Annotated in this window: 28 protein-coding genes; 20 read left to right on the plus strand and 8 right to left on the minus strand. The window is 68.0% G+C overall.

Annotated elements, in window-relative coordinates; all coding sequences use genetic code 11:
• The first annotated feature begins 176 nt into the window (after positions 1–176).
• The 4 genes from SB751_RS21645 to SB751_RS21660 all read left to right on the plus strand — a co-directional run bounded on the left by SB751_RS21645 (position 177) and on the right by SB751_RS21660 (position 4776).
• Entirely contained in the window at positions 177–563 is a 387-nt protein-coding gene (locus SB751_RS21645; RefSeq protein WP_410748562.1) for a DUF488 domain-containing protein, read from the plus strand.
• A gap of 84 nt (positions 564–647) precedes the next feature.
• Complete coding sequence (locus tag SB751_RS21650) at positions 648–1892, plus strand: nucleoside recognition domain-containing protein (RefSeq protein WP_144201940.1); 1245 nt, start codon at positions 648–650, stop codon at positions 1890–1892.
• A gap of 382 nt (positions 1893–2274) precedes the next feature.
• The gene (locus SB751_RS21655; protein ID WP_211943714.1) at positions 2275–4386 is read left to right on the plus strand and encodes an FUSC family protein; all 2112 of its coding nucleotides are present in this window, start codon (positions 2275–2277) and stop codon (positions 4384–4386) included.
• 111 nt (positions 4387–4497) lie between these two features.
• Positions 4498–4776: a DUF1488 domain-containing protein gene (locus SB751_RS21660; RefSeq protein WP_144201944.1), complete on the plus strand. Its 279-nt coding sequence runs from the start codon at positions 4498–4500 to the stop codon at positions 4774–4776.
• Positions 4777–4794: 18 nt separating this feature from the next.
• On the opposite strand, the gene SB751_RS21665 is transcribed toward SB751_RS21660, so the two are convergent.
• Positions 4795–5262 (minus strand): universal stress protein, encoded by a 468-nt coding sequence (locus SB751_RS21665; RefSeq protein WP_211943715.1) that lies wholly within the window; start codon positions 5260–5262, stop codon positions 4795–4797.
• A gap of 259 nt (positions 5263–5521) precedes the next feature.
• Here SB751_RS21665 and paaA point away from each other — a divergent pair, with 259 nt between their 5' ends.
• The 7 genes from paaA (at position 5522) to SB751_RS21700 (ending at position 11084) form a co-directional block, all read left to right on the plus strand.
• Complete coding sequence (paaA, locus tag SB751_RS21670; RefSeq protein ID WP_144201948.1) at positions 5522–6538, plus strand: 1,2-phenylacetyl-CoA epoxidase subunit PaaA; 1017 nt, start codon at positions 5522–5524, stop codon at positions 6536–6538.
• 42 nt (positions 6539–6580) lie between these two features.
• Positions 6581–6874: a 1,2-phenylacetyl-CoA epoxidase subunit PaaB gene (gene paaB, locus SB751_RS21675; RefSeq protein WP_144202142.1), complete on the plus strand. Its 294-nt coding sequence runs from the start codon at positions 6581–6583 to the stop codon at positions 6872–6874.
• A 13-nt stretch (positions 6875–6887) separates the two neighbouring features.
• On the plus strand, positions 6888–7736 hold the full coding sequence (paaC, locus tag SB751_RS21680; protein ID WP_410748563.1) for a 1,2-phenylacetyl-CoA epoxidase subunit PaaC: 849 nt from the start codon (positions 6888–6890) through the stop codon (positions 7734–7736).
• Between the two features lie 14 nt (positions 7737–7750).
• The gene (gene paaD / locus SB751_RS21685) at positions 7751–8356 is read left to right on the plus strand and encodes a 1,2-phenylacetyl-CoA epoxidase subunit PaaD (protein WP_144201953.1); all 606 of its coding nucleotides are present in this window, start codon (positions 7751–7753) and stop codon (positions 8354–8356) included.
• Between the two features lie 27 nt (positions 8357–8383).
• Positions 8384–9475 carry a 1,2-phenylacetyl-CoA epoxidase subunit PaaE gene (gene paaE, locus SB751_RS21690; protein WP_410748537.1) on the plus strand — a complete coding sequence of 364 codons (1092 nt, stop codon included), beginning with the start codon at positions 8384–8386 and terminating at the stop codon, positions 9473–9475.
• A gap of 150 nt (positions 9476–9625) precedes the next feature.
• The gene (locus SB751_RS21695) at positions 9626–10423 is read left to right on the plus strand and encodes a DUF1835 domain-containing protein (RefSeq protein ID WP_144201957.1); all 798 of its coding nucleotides are present in this window, start codon (positions 9626–9628) and stop codon (positions 10421–10423) included.
• A 7-nt stretch (positions 10424–10430) separates the two neighbouring features.
• Positions 10431–11084, plus strand: coding sequence for a TetR/AcrR family transcriptional regulator (locus tag SB751_RS21700; RefSeq protein WP_244844918.1), 654 nt, complete (start codon positions 10431–10433; stop codon positions 11082–11084).
• A gap of 1 nt (position 11085) precedes the next feature.
• On the opposite strand, the gene kefC is transcribed toward SB751_RS21700, so the two are convergent.
• Together kefC and SB751_RS21710 are read right to left on the minus strand one after the other, a co-directional pair.
• Entirely contained in the window at positions 11086–12900 is a 1815-nt protein-coding gene (gene kefC / locus SB751_RS21705) for a glutathione-regulated potassium-efflux system protein KefC (protein WP_144201959.1), read from the minus strand.
• On the minus strand, positions 12897–13493 hold the full coding sequence (locus SB751_RS21710; protein ID WP_250024866.1) for an NAD(P)H-dependent oxidoreductase: 597 nt from the start codon (positions 13491–13493) through the stop codon (positions 12897–12899). The genes kefC and SB751_RS21710 overlap by 4 nt, the downstream gene beginning before the upstream one ends.
• Before the next feature lie 334 nt (positions 13494–13827).
• Between SB751_RS21710 and SB751_RS21715 the strand changes: the two genes are divergently transcribed.
• Positions 13828–14535, plus strand: coding sequence for a GNAT family N-acetyltransferase (locus SB751_RS21715; RefSeq protein ID WP_144201963.1), 708 nt, complete (start codon positions 13828–13830; stop codon positions 14533–14535).
• A 92-nt stretch (positions 14536–14627) separates the two neighbouring features.
• Here SB751_RS21715 and SB751_RS21720 read toward each other — a convergent pair whose 3' ends face one another.
• The 5 genes from SB751_RS21720 to SB751_RS21740 form a co-directional block, all read right to left on the minus strand.
• Entirely contained in the window at positions 14628–15119 is a 492-nt protein-coding gene (locus tag SB751_RS21720) for an Lrp/AsnC family transcriptional regulator (RefSeq protein WP_144201965.1), read from the minus strand.
• A 229-nt stretch (positions 15120–15348) separates the two neighbouring features.
• Positions 15349–15972 carry an EF-hand domain-containing protein gene (locus SB751_RS21725; RefSeq protein WP_144201967.1) on the minus strand — a complete coding sequence of 208 codons (624 nt, stop codon included), beginning with the start codon at positions 15970–15972 and terminating at the stop codon, positions 15349–15351.
• A 163-nt stretch (positions 15973–16135) separates the two neighbouring features.
• The gene (locus SB751_RS21730) at positions 16136–16840 is read right to left on the minus strand and encodes a general secretion pathway protein (RefSeq protein ID WP_244844920.1); all 705 of its coding nucleotides are present in this window, start codon (positions 16838–16840) and stop codon (positions 16136–16138) included.
• A 102-nt stretch (positions 16841–16942) separates the two neighbouring features.
• The gene (locus SB751_RS21735; RefSeq protein ID WP_144201969.1) at positions 16943–18163 is read right to left on the minus strand and encodes a globin domain-containing protein; all 1221 of its coding nucleotides are present in this window, start codon (positions 18161–18163) and stop codon (positions 16943–16945) included.
• Positions 18164–18263: 100 nt separating this feature from the next.
• The gene (locus SB751_RS21740) at positions 18264–18716 is read right to left on the minus strand and encodes an RrF2 family transcriptional regulator (RefSeq protein WP_144201971.1); all 453 of its coding nucleotides are present in this window, start codon (positions 18714–18716) and stop codon (positions 18264–18266) included.
• 176 nt (positions 18717–18892) lie between these two features.
• Here SB751_RS21740 and gspG point away from each other — a divergent pair, with 176 nt between their 5' ends.
• The 8 genes from gspG (at position 18893) to SB751_RS21780 (ending at position 25176) form a co-directional block, all read left to right on the plus strand.
• On the plus strand, positions 18893–19372 hold the full coding sequence (gene gspG, locus SB751_RS21745) for a type II secretion system major pseudopilin GspG (protein WP_144201973.1): 480 nt from the start codon (positions 18893–18895) through the stop codon (positions 19370–19372).
• Positions 19373–19401: 29 nt separating this feature from the next.
• Positions 19402–19920, plus strand: a complete 519-nt coding sequence (locus SB751_RS21750; protein ID WP_149137164.1) for a prepilin-type N-terminal cleavage/methylation domain-containing protein — start codon at positions 19402–19404, stop codon at positions 19918–19920.
• Positions 19917–20336 (plus strand): type II secretion system minor pseudopilin GspI, encoded by a 420-nt coding sequence (gspI, locus tag SB751_RS21755; RefSeq protein ID WP_211943732.1) that lies wholly within the window; start codon positions 19917–19919, stop codon positions 20334–20336. The genes SB751_RS21750 and gspI overlap by 4 nt, the downstream gene beginning before the upstream one ends.
• A complete protein-coding gene (locus SB751_RS21760) occupies positions 20314–21078 on the plus strand; it encodes a type II secretion system protein J (protein ID WP_144201977.1) in 765 nt (254 codons plus the stop codon). The genes gspI and SB751_RS21760 overlap by 23 nt, the downstream gene beginning before the upstream one ends.
• A complete protein-coding gene (gene gspK / locus SB751_RS21765; protein ID WP_313818673.1) occupies positions 21075–22088 on the plus strand; it encodes a type II secretion system minor pseudopilin GspK in 1014 nt (337 codons plus the stop codon). Before SB751_RS21760 ends, gspK begins: the two co-directional genes overlap by 4 nt.
• Positions 22089–22277: 189 nt before the next feature.
• On the plus strand, positions 22278–23771 hold the full coding sequence (gspL, locus tag SB751_RS21770) for a type II secretion system protein GspL (protein WP_211943734.1): 1494 nt from the start codon (positions 22278–22280) through the stop codon (positions 23769–23771).
• A complete protein-coding gene (locus SB751_RS21775) occupies positions 23768–24358 on the plus strand; it encodes a type II secretion system protein M (protein WP_410748538.1) in 591 nt (196 codons plus the stop codon). Before gspL ends, SB751_RS21775 begins: the two co-directional genes overlap by 4 nt.
• Positions 24358–25176 (plus strand): type II secretion system protein N, encoded by an 819-nt coding sequence (locus tag SB751_RS21780; RefSeq protein ID WP_410748539.1) that lies wholly within the window; start codon positions 24358–24360, stop codon positions 25174–25176. Before SB751_RS21775 ends, SB751_RS21780 begins: the two co-directional genes overlap by 1 nt.
• Positions 25177–25185: the final 9 nt, after the last annotated feature.

Consider the following 25185-nt stretch of genomic DNA (forward strand, 5'->3'; position numbering starts at 1 on the left):
CTGCTCAGCCCGACCACCCATCAACCCCGCAACCCTTGTCGCTGCTGCGTTTGCAGCGCGGTTTGTGTTGCGAGGGGACGAATAGTAGGCGACTGATGGCGGGCTGGCAAGCGATTTCGCAAAATAATTCTAAAGTTCATCGCAGATGCTGTTTAGCGCACAAATATAAGGAAGCCATGACCATCCGCATCGTGAGATTGGGATCACCGCGCGTCGAGCACGAAGGGCTGCGCATGGGCACCGTCCGGCGGCCGCCGCGGGGCGTGCCCAAGGCCGAGTTTGCCAGCCGGGACTATTACGATGTCTGGTACCCGGCACTTGCGCCGTCCACAGACCTCGTCGCGCTGGCCCAGACGGCCACGGACGACAAGGCGTGGCGCGTCTTCGAAAAAAAGTACCGCGCCGAGATGGCCGAGCCCGATGCCAGCCGCACGCTCGATCTGCTTGCGGCGTTGTCTCATCAGACAAACTTCTCGCTCGGTTGCTATTGCGAAGACGAATCTCACTGTCATCGCGCCATCCTGCGCGACCTGCTGGCCAAGCGGGGCGCCGACCTGGCGTAATCCGCACGCTATGATGCGAAGCTTCGCCGCCTCCTTATTAGTAAGAAGGCGAGGCGAAGCTTCTCACTGGCCTCTCATACGTCGATGGCACTTAACCTCGTCTGGCTTGGATTCTTTCTGATTTCCTTCCTGGCCGCCTGCGTGCGGCTAGCCCACGGCGACACCGCGGTCTTCCCCGCCATGCTCGCCAGCCTGTTCGACAACGCGCGCACCGCTTTTGAGATTTCTCTTGGGCTGGCCGGCGTCATGTGCCTCTGGATTGGCATCATGCGGATTGGCGAGCGGGCCGGCGTCGTCGATCTCTTCGCCCGGGCGATGAACCCACTACTGCGTCATTTCTTCCCGGGCGTGCCGCAGGGCCATCCGGCACAGGGCGCGATGATGATGAATGTGTCGGCCAACCTGCTTGGCCTGGACAACGCCGCCACGCCGCTCGGGCTCAACGCGATGCGCGAGCTCCAGGCGCTGAACCCCAAGGCCGACACTGCCAGCAACGCCCAGATCATGTTCATCGTCCTGAACACGGCCGGGCTGACGCTGATTCCCACGTCCGTCATCGCCATCCGGCAGGCGATGGCGGTCAAGCAGGGGCTCACCGGCTTCAATGCGGCCGATATCTTCCTGCCGACGCTGCTCGCCACGGGCGTTTCCTGCCTGGCCGGCCTGCTGGCCGTGGCCTGGGTGCAGCGGCTGAACCTGCTCAAACCCGCTGTGCTGGCCGCGTTCGCGATCGCAGCGGCCGCTGTCGGCGGCCTGTTCGTCTGGCTGCGGCACGCGCCGCCGGACCAGGTCAGCCAGTTGGCGGCGCTCGTCGGCAGCGCCTTCATCTTGTCACTGATCACCCTGTTCCTGGTTTGCGGCGCGGTGCGGCGGGTCAATGTCTACGACGCCTTTATCGATGGCGCGAAGGAAGGCTTCGGCGTCGCGGTTCAGATCATTCCTTATCTAGTGGCAATCCTCGTGGCGATTGGGCTGTTCCGCGCCTCGGGGTGCATGGATGTGCTCATGCAAGGTCTGTCGGCCGGATTCGCATGGCTGGGACTCGATACCGACTTCGTGCCCGCCCTGCCGGTTGGCCTGATGAAGATCCTGTCCGGCGCCGGCGCACGCGGGTTGATGGTCGATGTGATGAGCACCTACGGCGTCGACTCCTTCCAGGGGCGCCTCGCGGCAATCATCCAGGGATCGACCGAGACCACCTTCTATGTGATGGCCGTCTATTTCGGTAGCGTCAATGTGCGCAATACCCGTCACGCGTTGGGCTGCGCGCTGTTCGCCGACATCGTCGGCATGACCGCCGCCGTGTGGATCGCCTACCTCTTTCGATAAGACTGTTGTCCAAATGCAACGTGATTGTGCGCTTTTGAAGTCATTCTCGAGCGCAGGACTTGGTGCGTCGCAACAACTTGTGTATAGTGAAGTCTGTCTCCTCCACCACCTCGGTGGATTCCAACCCGCGCATCACCTGCGCGGGTTTTTTTTGCCCAAAATCCGCGGAATCCTCAGATCGATAGGTAGTTTTTGATCGGTCTACGTCATGAATCTGACATCTGCACCGGTCAGCGTCACATTTCCCCGCCGTGGTGCAAACGCGCACAGTTGCCGCGCAAATCGCAGAAAACCCACAGCTTTGTTGCGACGCACCAATCGGCATCGTAGAGTGGCATCAGCAATAACCCTGATCCCCGCCGCTCTCCTTTATTTGCCTGCGATGCCTACCGCTGCGCGCCTTCTCCGCTACTGGCCCGATGCCGCTTACCTGCGGCGAGGCATCGTCTACGCGTTGTCTTTCCTCGCGCTGGCGGGCACTGGCTGGCTGACCGGCGAACACGGTTATCTCTGGTCCGCGACGGCGTCGATCTGGACCTGCCTGGCCGACCGCCAAGGCACGGCGGCAGCCCGCATGCGCGCGCTGGGCACGGTGGGCATTGGCGGCGCGCTGGCCAGCGGCCTGGGCGCGAGCCTTTCCGGGTCGCCGCTGCTGGCGCTGCTCGTGGTGCTCGCCGCAGGGCTGGCGGCCGGTTTGGTCGAGTTGCGCGGCCCCGCAGCCGCTTTGTGCTTCAAGCTGCTCTATGTCGTGCTGATTGCCGCCTGCCTGCAGCCGGCCGAAGGCTTGCCGATCGGCACCTACGCGTGGACTAGCAGTGTCGACTACCTGCTGGGCGGCGTCTTTGCCTGCCTGACTTGCCTGCTGTTGATTCCCTCCCAGCGTGACACCCGGCCACGTACCGAGGTGGTTGCCGTCTACGACGCCCTGCTGCGCTTTGCCGATTTTCTGGCGACAACCTCGCCCGCGCACGACAGCACGCCGCACAAGCAGGAAATCCGCCTTCGCATCGAGGCCGCGCGCGCCGCCGTGACCGCCCGGCGCGGCCTGCGTGACCCGCTGGGCCTGCTCCACTACGCCTACGCCGTGGCGGTAGCCGACGCGATCTTCGCCCTGTTGATCGTTGCTGGCGAACTGCGCGAGCGCGCCGGCGACACCCACGGCCTGCCGCTGGCCTATGCCGCGCGCTGCCTTGCCGATACGCAGGAGCAGGTTCGCCAGGCCCTCGCCCGCCATGCCCCGGACCTGCCGGCTCTCAGCGCGATGCTGACCCGCGACCTGCGCAGCCTCGTGGCGCAGCGCCCCAATGCGTCCGCGCCGCCCCCCTACCAGTCCGCCCTGGCCGCGCTGGCCCAGCACCCCGCTTTCGACCGCTGGCGCGAGCGCTTCGTCTGGCCGAATACCGGCGTCACGGCCATGCTCGACCGTCTGGCCCATACGCTGGCCGACCTCGCCGCGCGCGATGCCCGGGTGTCGCGCCACGCGGTCCGGCTGGCGCTGGCGGGCGGACTGAGCCTGTTGCCGTCGCAGATCTGGCAGGTCCATCACAGCTACTGGGTCGCCGTCACTGTGATCATGGTGCTGAGCCCGCGCCTGCAAACCACGCGGCAGATCTCATTTCTGCGCTTTGCCGGTTCGCTGGGCGGTGCGCTGCTAGCCTGCGGCATCAGCCTGATGCATCCCACGCCGGCGCTGGCGCTCGGCATCAGCGCCGCGTTCCTTGCCGCCGCCTATGCCACGCGACTGGCCGGCAATGCCGGAGCCTTCGCGTTCTGCCTGACGCCGGCGGTCATCCTGTTCTCGTGGCTGGGCGAGCCCGCCGCCAGCAGCAGCCACGTGGCGGCGCTGCGCGGTGCCGATACGGCCATCGGCTGCCTGATCGCGCTGGCCAGCTATGTGGTGTTGGCGCCGCGCGCGGAGCTGTCGCGCGCTTTCCGCCACAGCCTGGATGCGCTCGCGGTCAACGCCGTCTACCTCCGTGCATCGATCAGCGCGGCGCGCGCGCTGTCCGCAGCGCCGGCTCGGCTCGAGGCGCTGCGCGTGGCCGCAGGCCGTGCTTCCACCCGGGCCGAGGACACGCTCTCCCAATGTGCTGCCGAGCTGGACCCGGCTCTGGCGGCCACCCATCGCGCCCTGCACGCCACGGCACGGCGCATGGCCGCGCTGGCGGGGCTGCTGCGCGCCGGCACCGAATCGGGGGAGATCTACACACGGCCCGTGCCGGCCGTGCAGGCGCTGCTGGGCGACCTGGAGGCGCGGTTGGCCGAGGTGGCCGTCCGGCCGGGTCACACCGGCGTGACGGACGCGGTGGCGCCGGCCCGCCTGGCACCGCTGACACCCACCGATCCGCCCTTCGACCGCTTTCTGGCCGAACAGGCCGGCTACGCGGACAACCATATCGATGCCGCGCATCACACGGTGGCCCGGCTGCGCACCCTGGTGGCGGAACAGGCGCTGGCGACGCGCCCGCGCTTGCGCGGGGTCAAGGCGGGATGAGATAGCCCGGCGTTTTGGGGTTCGGGCAGGCGATCAGGCAGACACCGGCAACTATCCTAGAATGATTGGATACCCGCCGTTTCCCCGTTCCCGACAAGTCCGAGGTGCGCCATGGCTCAAATCTCCTTCCCGACCAGCGTTCCGTCTTACTGCGCCGCCAGTCTGACGCTATCGTGCCCCGCCACGGTCAATGGCAATTCATCGCAGTATTCCGTCACGGCCGAGGCGCTCGAGAACCATTGCGGCGCCCAGTCGCCGCGCGAGGACGACCTGCGCGCCGCGTTCACGAGTCACCGCCAGCGCATCGAGCATCTGGCGGAAACCATGTTCGAGCTGACCAAGGCGCGCGAGATTGTCCTGCGCAGCGGGCATTTCCGCTTCGCGGACTGAGCGATTACGACTGAGCGGTTACCCTTCGGCCGCCTGCCCGCGTACCAGCAGCACCGGCATCGTCGCCTGACGGATCACCGCCTCGGCCACGCTGCCGAGCACGATACGCCGCACGCCGCGCCGGCCATGGGTGCCGATGACCAGCAAGTCCCCGCCCCACTCGCGCGCGGCTTCATTGATCGACCCGGCGATGTCGCCGGCCACGGCGGGCTCCGTCACCAGCTTGGTCTCGAACGTCGCGCCGGCATCGGCCAGCACCTTGCCGGCCGCCTCCAGCGCGCGTTTGCCGCTGTCCGCGAAGGCGCGCTCGATCTGCGTGGGGTCGTAGTAGCCCGCGTCGAACAGCATCACACCGTTGTCCACCACATAGAGCGCCAGGATCGTCGCACCGCCGCCGGCCACGCGTAGGGCCTCGCGCAGGGCCAGGTCGGACGTGCTGCTGCCGTCCACCGCCACCACGATCCTGTTGTAAGCCGTGCTAGTCATTGCCTTGTCCTCCGGTAAGAAGAGAGAAGCGCCGCAGCCGTGCCGCGACCGCTACATCCGATACTACACGTGGCGCCAAACCCACGTGATGAGCCAATTCTGAAAATGGGATAGGCGGATCACCCATCACGTGGCCCCGTCCATACGCCATTAAATTGACCGACCGGTCGGTTTATATATATAGTGAGCAGACCCGCCGCCGCCGTCCAGCCCTCGACAAGAACAACCCCCGCGCGGCCACCCACCAGAAGGAGACGTTATGTACACGCAGAGTCTCGACCTGCCCGGCCAGCCCAGCGCAGCCGCGTCGCATGGCGGGCCGCAGGACGCCGGCCTCGCCACGCGCCAGGCCGCGTTCGACGCGCGCATGGCGGAAGACGGCAAGATCGAGCCGATGGACTGGATGCCCGACGCCTACCGCAAGACGCTGGTGCGCCAGATCTCGCAGCACGCGCACTCGGAGATCGTCGGCATGCTGCCGGAAGGCAACTGGATCAGCCGCGCGCCGTCGCTCAAGCGCAAGGCCATCCTGCTGGCCAAGGTGCAGGACGAAGGCGGCCACGGCCTCTATCTATATAGCGCAGCCGAAACACTCAATGCCTCGCGCGACGATCTGGTCGATGCCCTGCACACCGGCCGCGCCAAGTATTCGTCGATCTTCAACTACCCGACGCTGACCTGGGCGGACGTCGGCGTGATCGGCTGGCTGGTGGATGGCGCGGCGATCATGAACCAGATTCCGTTGTGCCGCTGCTCGTACGGCCCGTACGCGCGCGCGATGATCCGCATCTGCAAGGAGGAGTCGTTCCACCAGCGCCAGGGCTTCGACGCCCTGCTGGCCATGATGCGCGGCACCGACGCCCAGCGCGAGATGGTCCAGGACGCAGTGAACCGCTGGTGGTTCCCGGTGCTGATGATGTTCGGCCCGCCGGACGCCGCCTCCACCAACAGCAGCCAGACCATGGCCTGGGGCATCAAGCGCATCTCGAATGACGACCTGCGCCAGAAGTTTGTCGATGCGACCGTCGAGCAGGCCAAGGTGCTGGGCGTGACGCTGCCCGACCCCGGCCTGAAGTGGAATGCCGAGCGCGGCCACCACGACTACAGCCCGCTCGACTGGGACGAATTCTGGCGTGTGATCAACGGCGACGGCCCCTGCAACAAGGAGCGCCTGGCCACGCGCGTGAAGGCGCACGAAGACGGGGCCTGGGTGCGCGAGGCCGCGCTGGCCCACGCCCGCCGCCGCGCGGAACGACCCCAGCGCGAAGCCGCCTGAACGCGGCCCAAGGAGACAGAAATGGCGCAATCGACACCCGAGATGCACCCGAACAAGAAGGAATGGCCGCTGTGGGAGGTGTTTGTCCGCAGCAAGCAAGGGCTGGAGCACAAGCATTGCGGCAGCCTGCACGCCGCGGACGCCGAGCAGGCGCTGCACATGGCCCGCGATGTCTACACGCGCCGGCAGGAAGGCGTGTCGATCTGGGTGGTGCCCTCGTCCGCCATCACGGCCAGCGCGCCGGCGGAGAAGGCCGAGTTGTTCGACCCGGCCGCCGACAAGATCTACCGGCACCCGACGTTCTACCAGCTCCCCGACGAAGTCAACCATATGTAAGGCCGGCCCCATGATGCAGACCCCCATCGCCGACGACCGCTCCCTCGACCGCACCGCAGACCTCGCCCGCACCGCGCCGTTGCAGTACGTGCTGCGGCTGGCCGACAACGCGCTGATCCTGGGCCAGCGCAACGCCGAATGGTGCGGCCATGGCCCGGCGCTGGAAGAAGACATCGCGCTGGCCAATATCAGCCTGGACCTGATCGGCCAGGCGCGGCTGCTGTACACCCATGCCGGCGAACTCGAGGGCCGGCTGACCGGCCGCGCGCGCCAGGAGGACGAGTACGCGTACTGGCGGGAGGAACGCGAATTCCGCAACTGGACCCTGCTGGAACTGCCGCACACCGGCCCGCTGGCCGGCACCGCCCGGACCGAGCGCGACTACGCGGTCACCATCATGCGAAATTTCCTATACGGGGCGCTGATGGCCGCACTCTGGCCCGCGCTGGAGAACAGCCGGGACGCCGGGCTGGCCGCCATCGCCGCCAAATCGGCCAAGGAGGCGCGCTACCACCTGCAGCATGCGGCGGGATGGGTGGTGCGGCTGGGCGATGGCACCGATGCGTCCCACGTCCGCATGCAGCGCGCGCTGGACCACCTGCTGCCCTATATGAACGAATGCTTCGCGCCCGATCCGGTCGAGCAGGCCGCCGCTGACCAGGGCGTGGCCGTGCCGACGGCGAGCCTGCGCGACGACTGGGAGGCCATCGTCCACGCCACCCTGGAGGACGCCACGCTGCGCCTGCCGGCCCCGTCGGCGTTCGTCTCCACGGGCAAGCTCGGCCTCCATTCGGAACACATGAGCTACCTGCTGGCCGAAATGCAGGGGCTGGCGCGCGCCCACCCCGGCGCGCAGTGGTAGGCGGGGGTCCGGTCATGCGGATTGCGTCGACGATCCCCTCCCCCTTCGCACCGGCCTTCCCTGCCGCCGCCCCGGCTGGCCCGCGCTCGGCCGACGACCGGCTCGCCGCCGCCTGGGCCGCGCTGGAGGCCGTGCCAGACCCCGAAATCCCGGTCGTGTCGATCCGCGATCTCGGCATTTTGCGAGACATACGGCTGTCCGACGACGGCGCGACGGTCGAGGCGATCATCACGCCGACCTACTCCGGCTGCCCGGCCATGTCACAGATCGAGGAAGACGTAGGCCGCGCGCTCGAAGCCGCCGGACTGGCGCCGTGGCGCGTGCGCACGGTGCTGGCACCGGCCTGGACCACCGACTGGATCACCGAGGCCGGCCGCGCCAGCCTGCGCGCGTACGGCATCGCCCCGCCGGGGCGTTGCGGATCGCAAGACAGCGAGATGGGCGCGGGCGCCGCGGTCCGGCCGCTGCGCTTTGTACCGCGCGCAACCCAGGTCATCGCCTGCCCCCATTGCGGCAGCACGCATACCGAGGAGCTGTCGCGCTTCGCCTCCACGGCGTGCAAGGCGCTCCACCGTTGCCTGGACTGCCGCGAGCCGTTCGACTACTTCAAGCCCTACTAAGCCCAGAAAGCCAGAGGCAGACACGCGATGACCCCACAGTTCCACCCGCTGCGCGTGGCGCAGGTACGCCCGGAAACGTCCGACACGGTGTCGATCGCCTTCGAGGTGCCCGAGCCGCTGCGCGACGCCTACCGCTTCACGCAGGGCCAGTTCCTCACGCTGAGGGCTGCCGTCGATGGCAAGGACGTGCGTCGCTCCTATTCGATCTGTTGCGGGGTGCAGGACTACGACGAGCGCGGCGAGCTGCGCGTGGCCGTGAAGCTGGTGGACGACGGCCTGTTCTCCACCTGGCTGCACGACACCGTGGCGCCCGGGCAGGTTTTCGAGGTAATGACCCCCGATGGCCGCTTCCACGTGCCGCTGGACGCCGCCGCGGCGCGCCACTACGTGGCCTTTGCCGCCGGCAGCGGCATCACGCCGGTGCTGTCGCTGATCCGCACCACGCTGGCGCGCGAGCCGCGCAGCCGCTTCACGCTGGTCTACGGCAACCGCAGCGTGGACAGCATCATCTTCTCCGAGGCGCTGGAGGATCTGAAAAACCAGTATCTGTCCCGTTTCACGCTCTATCACGTGCTGTCCCGCCAGCCACAGGAGGTGGACCTGCTGCACGGCCGGCTCGACCGCGCCCGCGTGGCCGCCTTCCTGGAAACGCTGATTCCCGTCGACGATATCGACGCCGCCTTTGTCTGCGGCCCGGCCTCCATGATCGACGAAGTGGAGGCAGCACTGAAGGCGGCGGGGCTGGACCCCCACCAGATCCACGCTGAACGCTTTGGGGTGCCGCTGGCGTCCGCGCCGCGCAAAACGTCGACGGAACACTACGCCAGCCACGCCGGCACGGCCGAACTCGTGGTCGTGCTGGACGGCAAGCAGCACAAGATGCGCCTGCCGCTGGAAGACGCCAATGTGCTGGACACCGCGCTGGCGGCCGGGCTGGACCTGCCCTACGCCTGCAAGGGCGGGGTCTGCTGCACCTGCCGCGCCAAGGTGCTCGAGGGCCAGGTCGAAATGGAGAAGAACTACACGCTGGAGCCGTGGGAGATGGAAAAGGGGTTCGTGCTCACCTGCCAGGCGCGCGCGCTCACGCCCCGGGTGGTGGTCAGCTACGACGAACGCTAGTTGTTGCTGGTGGCACGACTGTTGCCGTGATTACAATGGCGGGACACGCTCCATGCGTCGCATCGTCCGCCACAGGGCCGTCCGCCGACGGCGGGGCCGATGGCGGCCGGGATTCCTCCGGGACACGTCGCACCCTATACAATCACGGTCATGCAATATATCCATGTCGTCAACGGCGATGTTGCGGGCAACACGCTGCGCCAGGCCCTGGCCCAGGCGGCCCGTCCCGACCCGGTGGTCGTCCTGCGCGACGACCTGGCCGTCGGCCCCATCGCGGACGTGGACAGCACCGGCCTGATCCGCTCCGGCTTCTGGCAGCGGGTGGCGCCCCATACCGATATCGACTTCGCGGCCGAGATGCGCCAGGCGCTGGACCAGCTCCAGTCGCTGCGCCGCGCCGACATGGAGGTCGCCATCTGGCACGGCCAGAGCGCCTCCGACCAGCTGATGCTGCGCCGGGTGGTCTTCCACCTGTACCAGGCGCCCCAGCGGATCAATGAAGTGTCGATGGACCTGCGCGAACTGGAGGTGCCCGCCCAGGGCAACCTCGCCGCCATCGGCATGTACCCGGCCGCACGGCTGGCGCGGCGGTTCTCGACCATCGCCCCGGTCTCGGTGCTGCGGCTGGGCCGGCTGGGCTACGAATGGCAGCAGAACGTGAAGGAGAACGCCGACGTGCGGCTCTGGAAGGGCAACACGCTCGTGCCGGCCGCCTACCATAACGTCGACGACGTGATCCTGGAGCGCGCCCCCGAGGACTGGAAGCCGGCCGCCGAGGTGGTGGCCAGCGTCATGGGCGCCATCGAGGGCCTGCTGGCCAGCGACTGGTTCGTGTTCTGGCGCTGCCGGGAGCTGATCGGCACGGGCCAGCTCGTACTGCGCGGCAACGCCGATTCGCTCCAGACCTGCGAACTGCGCCGCAACCAACTCAACGCGAGCGCGGAATAAGCGGCCCATGGCAAGAACCAAGGCGCCCGATTTCGAGGCACAGCGCGAGCAGATCCTGGACCTGGCCGCCGCCGCCTTCGCGGCGAGCAGCTACCCGAGCACCTCGATGGCCGACCTGGCAGCGGCCTGCGGCACGTCCAAGGCGCGGCTCTATCACTACTACGAGAGCAAGGAAGCGATCCTGTTCGACCTGCTGGACCGCTACACGCGCCGGCTGATGCTGATCGTCACCGAGGTGGAGGCCGAAAGCGAGCGCCAGGGCCGTACGGACGCCGAGAGTTTCGGCGATCTGCTGCGCGCCTTCCTCGCCGAGTACGAAACGTCTCAAACCCGACACATCGCGCTGATCAACGACGTCAAGTTCCTGGCCGAAGAGCAGCGCGACCTGATCCTGAAGCGCGAGCGCGACGTGGTGGCTGCCTTCTCCCGCAAGCTGCGGCTGGCCTACCCGGCGCGCGTCACGCGCGACAACCAGACCGCGCTGGCGATGACCGTGTTCGGCATGATCAACTGGACCTTCACCTGGCTCAAGCCGGGCGGCAAGCTGTCTTACGCCCAGTTCGCCGAGATGGTCGTGGACCTGCTCGACAATGGGTTGGCAACTGGGTTGGCAACCGGGCTGGCCAGCGGGCTGGCGCGCAGCGCGCCGGCCCAGCCCTGAATCAGGACCACTCCGCGTCTTCCTGCTTCTGCCGCTGCTCGCGGTCCTGGCGGAACATTTCCTCGAGTTCGTCGCGCGCCTGCCGCGCCAGCGACACCAGCTTGGTCTGGTCGCGGTAGTGCGGATAGAAGCGGTCGATCGCCTGGATATTGTGACGCCGGAAGCGCAATGCCACGCTGCGCGCATCGGCCGGATCGATTCCCAGCCCTTCCAGCACGCGGCGCCCCATCATCAGCGAACCCTCGAACATCTCGCGCTCGAAGATCTCCACGCCACGGTCCTTGAGCTGGTACACGTGCGAGACGTGGCGCGCCCGCGCGTAGATCTTCAGGTGCGGAAAGCGCGCCCGCACGCGGTCGATCAGCGCCAGGCTGTCTTCCATACCCTCGATGGCCACCACGAGGATCTTGGCCGTGCCGGCGCCCGCCGCCTCGAGCAGGTCCACGCGGGTGGCATCGCCATAGAACACCTTGAAGCCGAAGCCTTTGAGGAACTCGATCTGGTCCGGGTCGTGGTCGAGAATCGTCGCCGTAATGCCCTGCGAGTACAGCAGGCGGCCGACGATCTGGCCAAAGCGCCCGAAGCCGGCAATCAGCACCGGGTTGTGCTGCGGCGGGATCGCGTCATCCTTGCGGCGCGACAGCGCATGCAGGCGCGGCGCGATCAGGCGGTCGAAAACCAGCAGCAGCAAGGGCGTCGCCACCATCGACAAGGCCACCACCAACACCAGCAGCGCCTCCATATGCGGCGGCAGCAGGCCCGCATGGGCGGCCACGCCGAATACCACGAAGGCGAACTCGCCGCCTTGCGAGATCAGCAGCCCGAACAGCAGCCACTGGCCACGCGCGATGCCGAAGCGGCGCGCCAGCAGCGCCAGGATCAGCGTCTTGACCACCACGAAGCCCGCCACGAGGCCCAGCACCTGCCCCGGCGCCTGCGCGAGCACGCCGAAGTCGATCGACATGCCCACGGCCATGAAGAACAGGCCGAGCAGCAGGCCCTTGAACGGCTCGATATCGGCCTCGAGCGCATGGCGGTACTCCGAATCCGCCAGCAGCACGCCGGCCACGAAGGTGCCGAGCGCCATGGAAACGCCCACCGCGTCCATCATCAGCGCGATGCCCACCACCAGCAGCAGCGCAAACGCGGTGAACATCTCGCGCATGTCCGTGCGGGCGATAAAGCGCAGCACCGGGCGCACCAGGTAGCGGCCCACCACCACCAGCAGCGCCATCACGGCCACCGCCTTGCCGGCGGTCTGCCACGCGGGGGGGCCGTGCGGCACCGCGCCAACGGCGTCGGCGGCCAGCAGCGGCAGCAAGGCGATCATCGGGATCGCGGCGATATCCTGGAATAGCAGAATGCCGAAGCTGGCCGCGCCGGCCGGGGTGCTCATCAGGTTCCGCTCGGCCAGCGTGGCGAACGCGATGGCGGTGGAAGACAGCGCCAGGCCAAGCCCCGCCACCAGCGCCACCTGCCATGGCGCCCCCAATAGCGCGGCCAGGACGCCCAGCACCAGCGCGCAGGCCGCAAGCTGGGTCGATCCGTAGCCGAAAATTGATTTCTTGAGGTTCTTGAGCTTGCGCGGCTCCAACTCCAGGCCGATGACGAACATCATCATCACGACGCCGAATTCCGAGAAATGCAGGATCGACTCGACATTGGTGACCAGCCGCAGCGCAAACGGGCCGATGGCGGCGCCCGCAATCAGGTAGCCGAGCACCGCGCCCAGGCCCAGCCGCCGCGCCAGCGGCACGGCCACCACGGCCGCCACCAGGAACACCAGCAGCGCGATCAGGAAGTCATGCTGGTTCATGGCGCGTCCTCCGGCTCCTCGGACGGCACTTCATCGGCCGAGGACACCTCGGGCGGTACCGGCAGGGGCGGCGTCAGGTGCCGGGCCACGTGTTCGACATGCTGGGCAATGGCCTCCGGATCGGCATTGCCGGCATCGTGCAGCACCACCGGCGGCAGCCAGGTCATGCCGCACAGCAAGGCGGTCTGCTCCAGCGGCAGCAGGAAATCGGCAATCGGATGGCCGTGGGAGCCGTCCGGCCCGTAAGCGTCGGCGTGGCCGCCGGTGCTGACCACCACCAGCATCGACTTGCCGCGCAGCGCGGTGCCGCCCGGCCCGTAGGCCCAGCCGGATTCGAGGACTTCGTCGATCCAGAGCTTCAGCAGCGCAGGCACGCTGTACCAGCGCACCGGGAATTGCAGGACCACCGTCTCGGTGGTGGAAAGCAGCCGCTGCTCGGCCACGACGTCGATGTCGTAATCCACATAGAGCCGGTAGAGCTCGCGCACGGCCACGTGAGGGAGGGCCGACAGTGCCTCGGCGAGCGGACGGTTGACGCGCGAACGGCGGGGCGCAGGATGCGCATAGATCACAACGATGGGGGGCTCGTGCATGGAGGGTGGCAAGGCGAAGATTCCGAGTTAGCGTCTGATAGCCACAGACCGCTGGAAGTGTGCGGCGTTGCAGCAAATCCACAGCCGTCACCCATATGACGTTGTAGTCTCTCCGGCAACCGCTTGATTTTACGGGATTTTCTGAGCTGTCACAGTCTGATGCAATTTCCTGCGGCGACTGTTGCGCCCGAAAGCTTACGCGACCCTGACAAATCCACTACAATACTTTTCGCATTGCAGCAACCTAGTGTTTGCCCCGAGTATCGCTGAAAGTGACTGGGCATTCATGGCGTGGGTGCTATTTTCATACTGATTGTCGCAAGAGGAAACCAAAGTGAACCCGCTCGAACTGAGCAAGGCCGTCGGTGCCGTAACCGATGAAGATCTTCGCCGTGCCGCCGAGGCCAGTGCCGCCAGCCGGGCCGGACAACGCTCCACCGTCCTGGTGCGGGAGTTGGCCGCGCATCACCGCTCGCGCCTGCTCAAGCATTTTCTCGCCCTGGGCGAGGAAGATCGCCTGCTCCGTTTTGGCCAGTCCGTTGGCGACCACGTGATCGAAGCCTACGTGGACAGCATCGACTTCGACCACGACACCGTATTCGGCGTCTATGACGAAGACCTCGTGCTGATTGGCGTGGGGCACTTTGCCAACCTGCGCGACAACGCCCAGGGCCGCGTGGCCGAGTTCGGCGTGTCGGTCTCGCAGAGCGCGCGCGGCCGGGGTATCGGCAGCGCGCTGTTCGAACGCGCCGCAATGCATGGCCGCAATACCAATGTCCGCACGCTGTATATGCACTGCCTGTCGCGCAATGCCGCGATGATGCACATTGCCAAGAAGGCCGGCATGAAGGTGCAATATGCCTATGGCGAGGCCGATGCCTATTTGGAACTGCCGCCCGCCGACACCGTGAGCCGCCTGACCGAGGCGCTCGACGAACAGGTGGCCGACCTCGACTACATGGTCCGCCGCAACCTGCGCGACGCACGGCGCTTCGGCCTGCGCTTCTGGCGCTCGCTGCTGCCGCAGAAGCGCGTGGTCTGACGGCTCGCCCGCAACGGCATGACCGAATCGGCGCACCCTGGTGGTGCGCCGATTGCGTTTAACGAACCACTTACCAGGCCGACTTCCCCCGATCAGCCCCCGGCCACCGGCAGCGCCGTGGTGTCCTTGATCGACTCCAGCGCGAAGCTGGACCGCACATCGATCACCGACGGATGCGCCAGCAATTGCTCCTGCATGAAGCGGGCGAAGTGCTCCATGTCCTGCACATAGACCTTGAGCAGCAGGTCCATCTCGCCGGTCATGGCGTGGCAGGCGGCCACCTCGGGCCAGTTCTGGATGGCCGCACGGAACTGGTCCAGCGGCGCCTTGCCCTTGGGCGTACCGCCCTGCTTCTCCAGCCGCACATTGATATAGGCGAGCAGCCCCAGCCCGATCTTGTAGGGCTCGAGCAGCGCCGCGTACTGGCGGATCACCCCGATTTCCTCGAGCCGGCGGATCCGGCGCAGGCATGGGCTCGGCGACAGGTTCACGCGCTCGGCCACTTCCAGATTGGTCAGCCTCCCGTTGGTCTGCAGGACCTCCAGAATCTTGCGGTCGATCTTGTCCAGCTCCACCTTGCTCACGTTTTGTTGCTCCGCAGTATATTTGTCGGCAATTTTTTTGCGCAAATTTAGCAAGTCAGGCACAAGTACGCAATTTATTTGATGAGATATCCGCCTGAACCGCCCTCGACGTGCGCCGGCGGTGCGCCCCGGAGAGGCAAGGATGGTGCCAACTTCGGCACTTTCCGGGGTACCCAGACAAAAAAAAGCGCGACCCGAAGGTCGCGCTTTCCAGCGGGGTGGCGAAGACTTAGCCGCCGCTGCTCGACGGCACCGCCGGGGCCGAGGCGCCCGGGCCGCGGCCGGGGCCGCCGTGGCGCTTCATGTGTTCGTCGCGCATCTTCTTCATGCTCGACTCCACTTCGGCGGTGGTCACCTTGCCGTCGCGGTTGGCATCGATCGCATCGAAGCGGTTGGCCATGCGCGGGAACGCGGCCTTGAACTCGTCACGGGTCAGCGCGCCGTCGTTGTTCTTGTCCGCTGCCTTGAATTTGGCTTCGAACTCGGCCTTCATCTTGGCGCGATGCTCTTCCATGGCGGTCTTGCGGTAGGCCGCCAGTTCCGACTTGTCGAGCTTGCCGTCCTTGTTGGTATCGATCTTGGCGAACATCGCGTCGGCCTCGGCCTTCGAGATGGCGCCGTCGCCGTCGGTATCCACCGACTTCAGCCACATGCCGCCATGGTGGTGGCCGGGGCCGCCGTGGCGACCTGCCATGTCGCCGCGCGGGCCGCCTTGGGGGCCTTGCGCCGCCGGGGGGGTGGTCGGTGCCGGGGCCGGGGTGGTGGCCTGGGCGAAAGCGGCGCCCGCCACCACGACCATGGCCGAAGCGGCCGCGAACTTCTTCAGGATGTGGGTCTTGTGAGTCCGTTGCATGTCTGTGCTCCTTTTCGTCATGTTGGGCATGTACGGATTAGAACGCAGACGATCTCGCAAAGTTGGCACTTTTAATACGATGTTACGGGCCTCACAGAATGGACGACTCGCGTAAACATGCGAAAGACAGCCCAATATTGCGCAACCGTTTGAAACGGTTGCGTCAGCCGCCCCCGGGGGCGTCAGGCATGCCTGGAGGCATCTGCGGCGGCGCCACCTGGGGCTGCGGCTGCATGGTCTGCTGCGGTGGTGGCTGATAAGGCTGATAAGGCTGCTGGGGCTGCTGGGCCGGTTGCGCCATCGCACCAGCCGTTACGGAAGGCGGCGGTGCGAGGTTGCCCGGCGGTTGCAACGGCGTGGAGAGCGGCGCGGCGGCGCCCGATGGCGGTGCCGCCGGCGCGGGGCCACGGCTGCCGGCGCTCACGCCGGTCTGGAGCGGCAGCGCGATTTCCTGCCGCACGCCGTTGCGTTCGATCACGATGTTGCGGCCGTGGATCTCGGTCAGCTTGATCTGCGGCGACAGCGACGTCCCGGCGCGCACGGACTTGGCCGGCCCGCCGTCGAGCGAGAGGATGGCGGCGGCCGGACCCACGCCGTCGAGGTCCGCCACCACGCCGATCAGCTGCACGTCACGCACGCCCGCCTGGGCGCTGCCGCCGAACAGCGTGGCCACGGCGCCTGTCTCCACCGCCTCCGTCTGCGCCACGCGCGCGCTCTTGGGCACCGGGATCGTGCGCATCGCGCTGAACGCGAGCACCCAGTGCGTCACCAGCGCGCACAGTGCCACAAATAGCAGCAGCCCCGCGACGCGGGGCAGCCAGGGAGCGGAGAGGTCGAAGCGAAGCGGAGACCGGGAAAGGGTGGCCACGAGACAGTACGCCGGCACGCCGACGATCAAAGAAGATCGCCTAGCGTACCAGACGCATGTGTCGGCTGTCAGTCGACTGTCAATCGGCGGTCCGCCAGCCGGTCAGAGCAGGTCGTCGAGCAGGTCGGGACCGAACACTTCGCGATGGATATGGCCCACCGGAATCCCTGCCGAGATCAGCGCCAGGCGCTGGGCCTGCATGAAGCCGATCGGGCCGCACATATAGAACTGGCCGTCCTGGAACGCGGAGGTTTCCTCGGCCGTCAGCAGCGCGTGGATCGGCAGCGTGCCGACGTGATCGTAGTCGTGCCCGGCCACGTCGCCCGCCTGGGGCGTCTCGTAGCTGATATGGGTACGCAGGTTGGGCATGCGCTCACGCGCCCAGGCCAGGTCCTTGCGGTGGGCGTGGTGACGGCCATGGCGCGCCGCATGGGCGAACAGCACCGGGCGGTTCGGGTTCTCCAGCGCCAGCGTGCGCAGCACGGCAATCATCGGCGTGATGCCGATGCCGGCCGACATCAGCACCATCGGCTTGGTACCGGCCAGCGCGGGCGCGAAGTCGCCCCACGGCGTGCTCACGTTCAGCGTCGTGCCGACATGGGCGGTGTCATGCAGCCAGTTGGAGACGGCGCCGGCCGGGGTCTCGGCATTGCCGGCCTCGCGCTTGACCGAGATGCGCCACGTCGGCAGGCCACGTTCGGCGGAAAGCGAATACTGGCGCAGCTGACGGCCGCCATCGGGAAAATTGGCTTCCACGCTGATGTACTGGCCCGGCGCGAAGTCGCGCAGCGGCGTGCCATCCTCAGCGGCCAGGGTCAGCGCCACCACGGCATCGCCCTCGTTCTCGCGGCGTACCACGCGCACGGCCTGCAGCTCGCCCGCCTTCACGTTGTGGCGGTCGTAGAGGCGTGCCTCGGCGGCAATCAGTTCGCCGGCCAGCAGCCAGTAGGCTTCGTCCCAGGCGGCCATCAGCGGCGGCGTGGCGGCGTCGCCCAGCACGGCGGAAATCGCTTCGAGCAGATGCTTGCCGACGATCGGGTAGTGCGCGGAGGTCAAACCCACGGCCACGTGCTTGTGGACAATGCGCTCCACCACGGGCGCGAGCACGTCGGCGCGGTCCACATTGGCGGCGTAGGCGAACACGGCCGAGGCGAGCGACTGCTGCTGCGCGCCATTGGCCTGGTTGCCCATGTTGAACAGCCGGGTCAGTTCCGGCCGCGCGGCGAACATTTCGCGATAGAAGTGCGTCGTGATGGCAAGGCCGTGCTCACGCAGCACGGGAACGCTGGCATCGATATAGGGGCGGGAAGCTGCCGACAGCATCTGGAAAACTCCGAATTATCATGCATGTTGGATGCATGTTTTATCGCACAATAAAGCCGGCGCATGGCTCGAGGGTCCGGGATCTGTGGTCCCGGAACCGTCAGGCTGCTCGCCGGCTCAGGAAATTACGATGCAGGGTGATGATCGACTCGGCGGTACGGCTGCCGATGACATCGCCCAGGGTGACGCCGTCCAGCGCGCGGTAGAAGGCCTCCTCGGCCTCGTCCAGCGCCAGCTTCAGCCGGCAGTTGCCCTTGAGCGCGCACGGCGGATCGGCGCAGTCGACCACCGACTTGTGCCCTTCCAGCTCGCGCAGGATCGTGCCCACCGACAGCCGTTCCGCACCCGGCCCAAGCTGCAGGCCACCATGGCGGCCGCGCGTGGCCGTGATCCAGCCGAGCTTCGACAGCCGCGCAGCCACCTTCACGAGGTGGTTGTGCGAGATGTCGAATTGCTGGCCGACCTCGGCAATCGTGATCGGCCGGCTGCCATCCGCCCGCGATACATACATCAGCAGGCGCAGCGCATAGTCGGAGAAACGGGTCAGTTGCATCGTGGATGAAATACTAGATAAGATGCATTGAAGATGCAAGTTATAAATGCGCGGTTGCCGGGTACGCCACACCCCACACGAAACAGTCACGCCGCGGGGGTTATACTTTCTGGCCATACCCGGCCGTGCCTGCCCGCCAGGCGCGGAATGTCCATCCCGATAAGGCCAGACACACGATGCGCAGATTCGCCAACTTCTCCTCCGCCCGCACGCCCGCCACCGCCCGCCCGCATGGCCAGCGCCGTGCCCGCGGCTTCACCCTGATCGAGATCATGGTGGTGATCGTCATCCTGGGGGTGCTGGCAGCGCTGGTGGTACCCAAGATCATGAGCCGCCCGGACGAAGCCCGTATCGTGGCCGCGCGCCAGGATATCTCGTCGATCATGCAGGCGCTCAAGCTGTACCGCCTCGACAACGGCCGCTACCCGACCACCGAGCAAGGCGTGCAGGCGCTGGTCAGCAAGCCGACCACCGAGCCGGTGCCGAACAACTGGAAGGGCGGCGGCTACCTCGAAAGGCTGCCGAAAGACCCCTGGGGCCATGCCTACCAGTACCTGAACCCCGGCGTGCGCGGCGAGATCGACGTATTCAGCTTCGGCGCCGACGGCCAGGCCGGCGGCAGCGCCAACGACGCCGATATCGGCAACTGGGAATAAGTCCTCCCGCCTCCCGCTCCTTCATCCACATGGTCCCGGCGACGCCCGCCTTGCTACCGCGCCGCCCTTGCCCGCAGCGCCGCCGGCCCGCCGGCTTCACGCTGCTCGAATTGCTGGTGGTCATGGTGATCGCCGGCATCGTCATCTCCCTGGTGGCCGTCAACGCCTCGCCCAACGAGCGGGGCCGCGTGCTCGATGACGGCCAGCGCATCGCCCGGCTGTTCGAACTGGCCCAGGAAGACGCCCAGCTGGGCGCCCGCCCGCTGGCCTGGGAGGGCGATGCCGGCGGCTGGCGCTTCCTGGAATCCACCCCGCAGGGCTGGGTGCCGATGCGCGCCGATGTCTTCGCGCCCGGCCGCTGGCGGCTGGGGCTGGACAGCGTGATGATCGTCGAAGGCGGCCGGCGCGTGGGCACTGGCCCGCAGCGGCTGGTATTCGGCCGCGAACTGGTGGACGAGCCGCAGCGGCTGGTCCTCACGCGCGGCGACATCCGCGTGGACATCACCGGCGACGGCAGCGGCCGCTACCAGGCCACGGTGCCGCAATGAGCCGCCGCACGCTCCCCCGATCGACCCTCCGTCCGCAACACCGGTCCGGCTTCACGCTGATCGAGGTGCTGGTGGCGCTGACCATCCTCGCCGTGGCGCTCACGGCCGCCATGCGGGCGATGGGATCGATGACCGAGTCGAGCGCCGCGCTGCAATCGCGCATGCTGGCCGAGTTCAGCGCCGAGAACCATTTCGCCACACTGCGCCTCTCCAAGACCTGGCCCGAGGCCGGCACGCGCGGCTACGACTGCCCGCAGGGCGGCACGCCGCTCTGGTGCGAGGAATCGGTCTCGGGCACCCCCAATCCGTCGTTCCGGCGCGTGGAAATTGCCGTGTACCCGTCGGCCACCGACAAATCGGTCAGGCTGGCCTGGCTCGTCACCCTGGTTCCCAATGAAACGCGCGGCGTCCTCTGAGCGGCCCTCCCCCCGCAGCCATGGCCGGAATGGCCGAGGTGGCTTCACGCTGCTGGAGATGCTCGTCGCCATCACGCTGATGGCCGTGATGGCCGTGATTGGCTGGCGCGCGCTGGATTCCCTGACGCGCAGCCGCGAACGCCTGACCGACCACGACGCGCGCCTCGACGCCCTGAAGGTGCTCTACGGCCAGTTCCAGTCCGATTGCGAGCACCTGGCCAACCCCACCCAACTCCAGGCCAGCCCCGTGGAACTCGGCGCCAACCAGCTGATGCTGGTGCGCGACCGCCGCGACGAAGGCCAGCCCACCGCCTGGCAGGTGGTGGTCTACCGTGTGGATAACAACACGCTGGTCCGCATGGCCAGCCGCCCCGCGCTCTCCCGCAACGCGGTGCAGGGCGCGATGGTGAACCTGCGCCAGGGCGCGCCCGGCGGCGCCCAGGTGCGGCCGCTGCTGCCCGATACGGCCGAGCTGGCCGCGCGCGTCTGGGTGGAGCCAGCCGGCTGGCAGGCCGAGAACGGCCGGGTACGGGCCGCGCTGATGCAGCAGAGCGCCATCGACAGCGCGGCGGCACAGGCCGCAACCGCCGCCACGGCTGCCGGCGCCAGTGACGCAGACGCCAGTGCCGCCAATATCAACGGCAACGCCACGCTGCGCGCGCTGGAGTTGACCGTGCTGGCAAAGATGGGCGATGGCGACGCGCCACGCCGGTTCCAGAAAGTCTGCATGACCGGCCTATGAACGCGCGCCCTGCCCTCCCTCGCCACCGTACCCACCAGCGCGGCGCCGCCGTGGTCACGGCCCTGCTGATGGTGACGCTGGCCGTGGTCATCGTCTCCGGCATGCTGTGGCGCCAGCAGGTACAGATCCGGTCGATCGAGAACCAGCGCCTGACCGCGCAGGCCGCGTGGATCGAGCGCGCCGCCGTGGACTGGGCGCGGCTGATCCTGCGCGACGACCAGCGCCGCTCCAACGTCGACTATCTCGGCGAGCCGTGGTCGGTGCCGGTGGCGGAGACGCGGCTGTCCGACTTCCTCGGCGCCGGGCTGCGCACGGACCAGGCCGGGGAGACCTCGTTCCTGTCCGGCCGCATCGTCGATGCGCAGGCGCGCTTCAACCTCAACAACCTCTATATCTGGAACGCCTCGGGCACCGGGCGCGTGGTGGAGATCGACCTGCCCTCGCTGCTGGTCTACCGCCGCCTGCTTCAAACGCTCGGCATGAACCCGTCGCTGGCGGAGCCCACCGCGCAGTATCTGGTACGCGCGGCGCGCGGGGCGTCGCCCGACGGCCAGCCCGTGCCGCGCCCGCCCGACACCGCCGCCGACCTGCTCGCCATTCCCGGCTATAACCCGGATATGGTGGCCGCACTGGAACCGTTCATCGTCTTCCTGCCCGAACGGACCAAGATCAACGCCAACACGGCCGAGCCCGAGGTGCTGGCCGCCGCCATCGACAAGCTCCCGCTGGACCGCGCCCGCGAGCTGGTGCGCCAGCGTGACCGCGCCTACTTCCGCAATACGGGCGACATCAGTACGCAGCTGCGCGCCGTGGCGCCGCAGGCCGGCAGCACCGCCGGCGAAGCCCTTGAGGTAAGTACCCACTATTTCCTGGTGTATGGTCTGGTGCGGCACGAGCGTGCGCGGCGGCTGCAGGTATCCCTGGTGCAGCGCGCCCCCACGCTCGGGAGCGGCAACACCACCCGTGTACTCTGGGTACGCGACACCGACCGCCTCCCCGAGGCGCCCTGAGCCGCGCAGGCACCCCGGGTGCGGCATGCTCCATAGATGTGGGACGAATGTCGGACGAATGTCGGCCCCAGATTCAGACAGGACTGTATTGACGTGCTTTAGTCACACAGGCAAGGTACGCTGTTGCGCCGAACCCGGGCGGCCTGCCGCGCCGCCCATCCAGACCGAGCGATTCCATTTAGGTAACCCTTGAGCACCACCCTCTACGTCCGCCTGCCGCAACGGCCGCACGACCAGCCGCAACCGTGGCAGTTTGGCGCCATGGCGTTTGCCTTGGTCCGCACGCCGGTGGCGGACAAGAGCCGCCGTCCGGGCCTGCCGCACGCCCCCGAACTGTTGCGCGAAGGCCACGCCTTGGCCGCCGACATGCCGGCGGCGGACCGCCTGGTGCTGATCGTGGCCGCCAGCGACGTGCTGCTGACCACGGCGATGGTGCCCCCGCTGCCCCCCGCGCGGCTGCGGCTGGCCCTGCCGAACCTGGTCGAGGACATGCTGGCGACGGACGCCGCCCCGTGCCATATCGCGCTCGGGCCGGCGCTGGACCCAGCGGCCACCGCCCGTGGCGCGCGCCGCCGCCTGCTGATGGTGACGGACCGCGCCTGGCTGCGCGCCGCGCTCGACAATTTCGCCGAACACAAGCACCGCCGCCGCCACGTAGTGGCTGCGCAGCTTTGCCTGCCGCTGCCGGAACCGGTCGAGGCAGTGCCCGCCGACGCCGAGGCGCCCGAGCCGGTGTTAGCTGGCGCCGGCGCTGCCCAGCCGGCTCCGGCCGTCCCGGTATCGAAGCCTGTCGTCCCGGTCCAACCGGCCACGTTGATCGTGGAAGCGGCTGCTACGGCACTTTCGCAATCCGCCTCGCTGCTCGACGTCACGGCCACCGCCACGACGGAAGCAACGCGCATGTGGCAGCTCACCGCCCGCACCGGCCAGTACGAAGGCTTCGGCCTGTTGCTGGGCGATGCCGCGCTGGCGGCCTGGCAGGCGCTCGCCCCGGCCGGCCAATGGCATGGCGATGCCACGGCGCGCGCCCACGCCCCGGTGCCGGCGCTCCGCGCGCAGCCCACGGTTACCCGCGCCTCGCGGATTTCCGAAACCTGGCGCATCTGGCTGACCGGCGCCGAAGAATGCCTGCAGAATCCCCAGCTCGACCTCGCCCAGTTCGAGTTCGCGCAGGGCCGCATGGATCGCTGGAACCTGCGCGCGTGGCGCCTGCCCGTGGCGCTGGCCGTCGGCCTGCTGCTGGTGCAGATCATCGGCACGAATATCCAGTGGCTGCTGCTGCGCAACGAGGCGAAGCGGGTCGAGGCCGCGCAGGCGGACCTGCTCCACACCGCCTTCCCCAATGTGCCGCAGATCGCCGAGCCGCCGCTGCTGATGCGCCGCCAGGTGGAACAGCTGCGCACGGCGAGCGGGCGCAGCGTGCCGGGCGATTTCCTGCCGCTGGCCGATGGCTTCGCGCGCGGCGCCCAGCAGTTGCCGCCTGATGCGCTGCTGGCGCTCGAGTACCGTGCGGGCACGCTCTATGTGACGCTGAAACCCGGCACCAACACCGGCGCGCTGCGCAACGCGGTGCGCCAGACCGGCCTGCAGATGGAAGAAGACAAGAATCCGCCGGACGCCGCACGCGGCGGCAGCTCGCCCCCGCAGGGCGCCACGCGCTGGATCGTGAAGGCTGCATCATGAAGATTTCGCGCCCTTCCACCCAGCCCAGCACCGTTTCCGCCCTGTCCGCCCGCTTCGCGCGCCTGAAGCCGCGCGTGCCGGAACGCTGGCGCGAACGCTTCGATGCCTTCTGGAACGCCCGCAACCCGCGCGAGCAGGCCATCCTTGGCGGCGGCGCCGTGTTGCTGGTGCTCGTCTTCGGCTACCTGCTGCTGTGGGAACCGGCCGCCGATGGCCTTGCCCGCCTGAACCGCAACCTGCCGCAGATGCGCGCGGACCTCGCCGAGATGGAAACGCTGGCGCACGAGGCACGCGGCCTGGCCGCCAGCCCGGCGCCCACGCTGCGCGGCGATGCGCTGACCCAGGCGCTGCAGGACAGCATGGGCCAGCACGGCCTGAAACCGACCCGGCTGGCGCCGACCGGCGACAATGCCGTGCAGCTCCAACTCGACAAAGTGCCGTTCGGCGCGGTAGCCGGCTGGCTCCAGGACGTACGCGCGCAGCAGCGGCTCAAGGTGGTCGATGCCCGCATCGCCTACGTGGGCGCCACGGCGCTGGTCAACGTGACCGCCACACTCCAAGGCCCCGGCTCGGGCGGCCGCAACTGATGGTCCGGCTGGAATCGCTGCGTCTGACGCGCCGGCGCGCGCCCGTGGCGCATGGCTGGAAGCGCGTGCGCTGGGCCCTGCTGGGCGTGGCCACGGTAGCCGTGACGGTGGCGGCCTGCGCGCCCGCCGCGTGGCTGGCCGAAAGCGTGGCCAGCCGCACGCAGCGCCGGGTACTGCTGGCCGATGCGGCCGGCACGATCTGGCACGGCAGCGCCACGCTGGCGCTGTCCGCCGGCACGGGCAGCCAGACCGCGACGGTCCTGCCGGGCCGGCTCGAATGGAACGTGGCGGGCTGGCCGCTGCTGACCGGCACGCTGCGCGTGGCGCTGGCGCACAGCGAGGCCATGGCGGCCCCGGTGACGCTGGCTGTGACGCCCACCGGCTGGACCGCGCAGGCCGGCGCCATCCGCCTGCCGGCCGCACTGCTGGAAGGTATCGGCGCCCCGTTCAACACGCTGCGGCCGGACGGCCAGATGCGGATCGACTGGTCCGCGCTGCGCAGCCAATTCGGCGACCAGAAGGCCGGCAGCCAGACCTTCGGACACCTGACGTTGCAGTTCGACCAGGTGTCTTCCGCCGTGAGCCGGCTGCGTCCGCTGGGCAGCTATCGTGCCGAAGTGGACCTGGCCGGCGCGGACGGCACGCTGCAACTGAAGACCACGGCCGGACCGCTGTACCTGGAGGGCAGCGGTACCCTGGGCCGGCAGGCGCGCTTCGAGGGCACGGCCCGTACCGACCCCGACGCCGCCACGCAACTGGCAGGGCTGTTGAGCCTGCTGGGTAGACATGAGAACAACGTGACACGGCTGCGCTTCTGAGCCACCACT

Source organism: Cupriavidus sp. SIMBA_020 (assembly GCF_046535395.1).
Classification (GTDB): domain Bacteria; phylum Pseudomonadota; class Gammaproteobacteria; order Burkholderiales; family Burkholderiaceae; genus Cupriavidus; species Cupriavidus campinensis.

Excerpts from the sequence above, each read along its gene's own strand:
- SB751_RS21645 (WP_410748562.1), top strand. The coding sequence starts at position 177 with ATGACCATCCGCATCGTGAGATTGGGATCACCGCGCGTCGAGCACGAA.
- SB751_RS21650 (WP_144201940.1), top strand. The coding sequence starts at position 648 with ATGGCACTTAACCTCGTCTGGCTTGGATTCTTTCTGATTTCCTTCCTG.
- SB751_RS21655 (WP_211943714.1), top strand. The coding sequence starts at position 2,275 with ATGCCTACCGCTGCGCGCCTTCTCCGCTACTGGCCCGATGCCGCTTAC.
- SB751_RS21660 (WP_144201944.1), top strand. The coding sequence starts at position 4,498 with ATGGCTCAAATCTCCTTCCCGACCAGCGTTCCGTCTTACTGCGCCGCC.
- SB751_RS21665 (WP_211943715.1), bottom strand. The coding sequence starts at position 5,262 with ATGACTAGCACGGCTTACAACAGGATCGTGGTGGCGGTGGACGGCAGC.
- paaA (WP_144201948.1), top strand. The coding sequence starts at position 5,522 with ATGTACACGCAGAGTCTCGACCTGCCCGGCCAGCCCAGCGCAGCCGCG.
- paaB (WP_144202142.1), top strand. The coding sequence starts at position 6,581 with ATGCACCCGAACAAGAAGGAATGGCCGCTGTGGGAGGTGTTTGTCCGC.
- paaC (WP_410748563.1), top strand. The coding sequence starts at position 6,888 with ATGCAGACCCCCATCGCCGACGACCGCTCCCTCGACCGCACCGCAGAC.
- paaD (WP_144201953.1), top strand. The coding sequence starts at position 7,751 with ATGCGGATTGCGTCGACGATCCCCTCCCCCTTCGCACCGGCCTTCCCT.
- paaE (WP_410748537.1), top strand. The coding sequence starts at position 8,384 with ATGACCCCACAGTTCCACCCGCTGCGCGTGGCGCAGGTACGCCCGGAA.
- SB751_RS21695 (WP_144201957.1), top strand. The coding sequence starts at position 9,626 with ATGCAATATATCCATGTCGTCAACGGCGATGTTGCGGGCAACACGCTG.
- SB751_RS21700 (WP_244844918.1), top strand. The coding sequence starts at position 10,431 with ATGGCAAGAACCAAGGCGCCCGATTTCGAGGCACAGCGCGAGCAGATC.
- kefC (WP_144201959.1), bottom strand. The coding sequence starts at position 12,900 with ATGAACCAGCATGACTTCCTGATCGCGCTGCTGGTGTTCCTGGTGGCG.
- SB751_RS21710 (WP_250024866.1), bottom strand. The coding sequence starts at position 13,493 with ATGCACGAGCCCCCCATCGTTGTGATCTATGCGCATCCTGCGCCCCGC.
- SB751_RS21725 (WP_144201967.1), bottom strand. The coding sequence starts at position 15,972 with ATGCAACGGACTCACAAGACCCACATCCTGAAGAAGTTCGCGGCCGCT.
- SB751_RS21735 (WP_144201969.1), bottom strand. The coding sequence starts at position 18,163 with ATGCTGTCGGCAGCTTCCCGCCCCTATATCGATGCCAGCGTTCCCGTG.
- SB751_RS21740 (WP_144201971.1), bottom strand. The coding sequence starts at position 18,716 with ATGCAACTGACCCGTTTCTCCGACTATGCGCTGCGCCTGCTGATGTAT.
- gspG (WP_144201973.1), top strand. The coding sequence starts at position 18,893 with ATGCGCAGATTCGCCAACTTCTCCTCCGCCCGCACGCCCGCCACCGCC.
- SB751_RS21750 (WP_149137164.1), top strand. The coding sequence starts at position 19,402 with ATGGTCCCGGCGACGCCCGCCTTGCTACCGCGCCGCCCTTGCCCGCAG.
- gspI (WP_211943732.1), top strand. The coding sequence starts at position 19,917 with ATGAGCCGCCGCACGCTCCCCCGATCGACCCTCCGTCCGCAACACCGG.
- SB751_RS21760 (WP_144201977.1), top strand. The coding sequence starts at position 20,314 with ATGAAACGCGCGGCGTCCTCTGAGCGGCCCTCCCCCCGCAGCCATGGC.
- gspK (WP_313818673.1), top strand. The coding sequence starts at position 21,075 with ATGAACGCGCGCCCTGCCCTCCCTCGCCACCGTACCCACCAGCGCGGC.
- SB751_RS21775 (WP_410748538.1), top strand. The coding sequence starts at position 23,768 with ATGAAGATTTCGCGCCCTTCCACCCAGCCCAGCACCGTTTCCGCCCTG.
- SB751_RS21780 (WP_410748539.1), top strand. The coding sequence starts at position 24,358 with ATGGTCCGGCTGGAATCGCTGCGTCTGACGCGCCGGCGCGCGCCCGTG.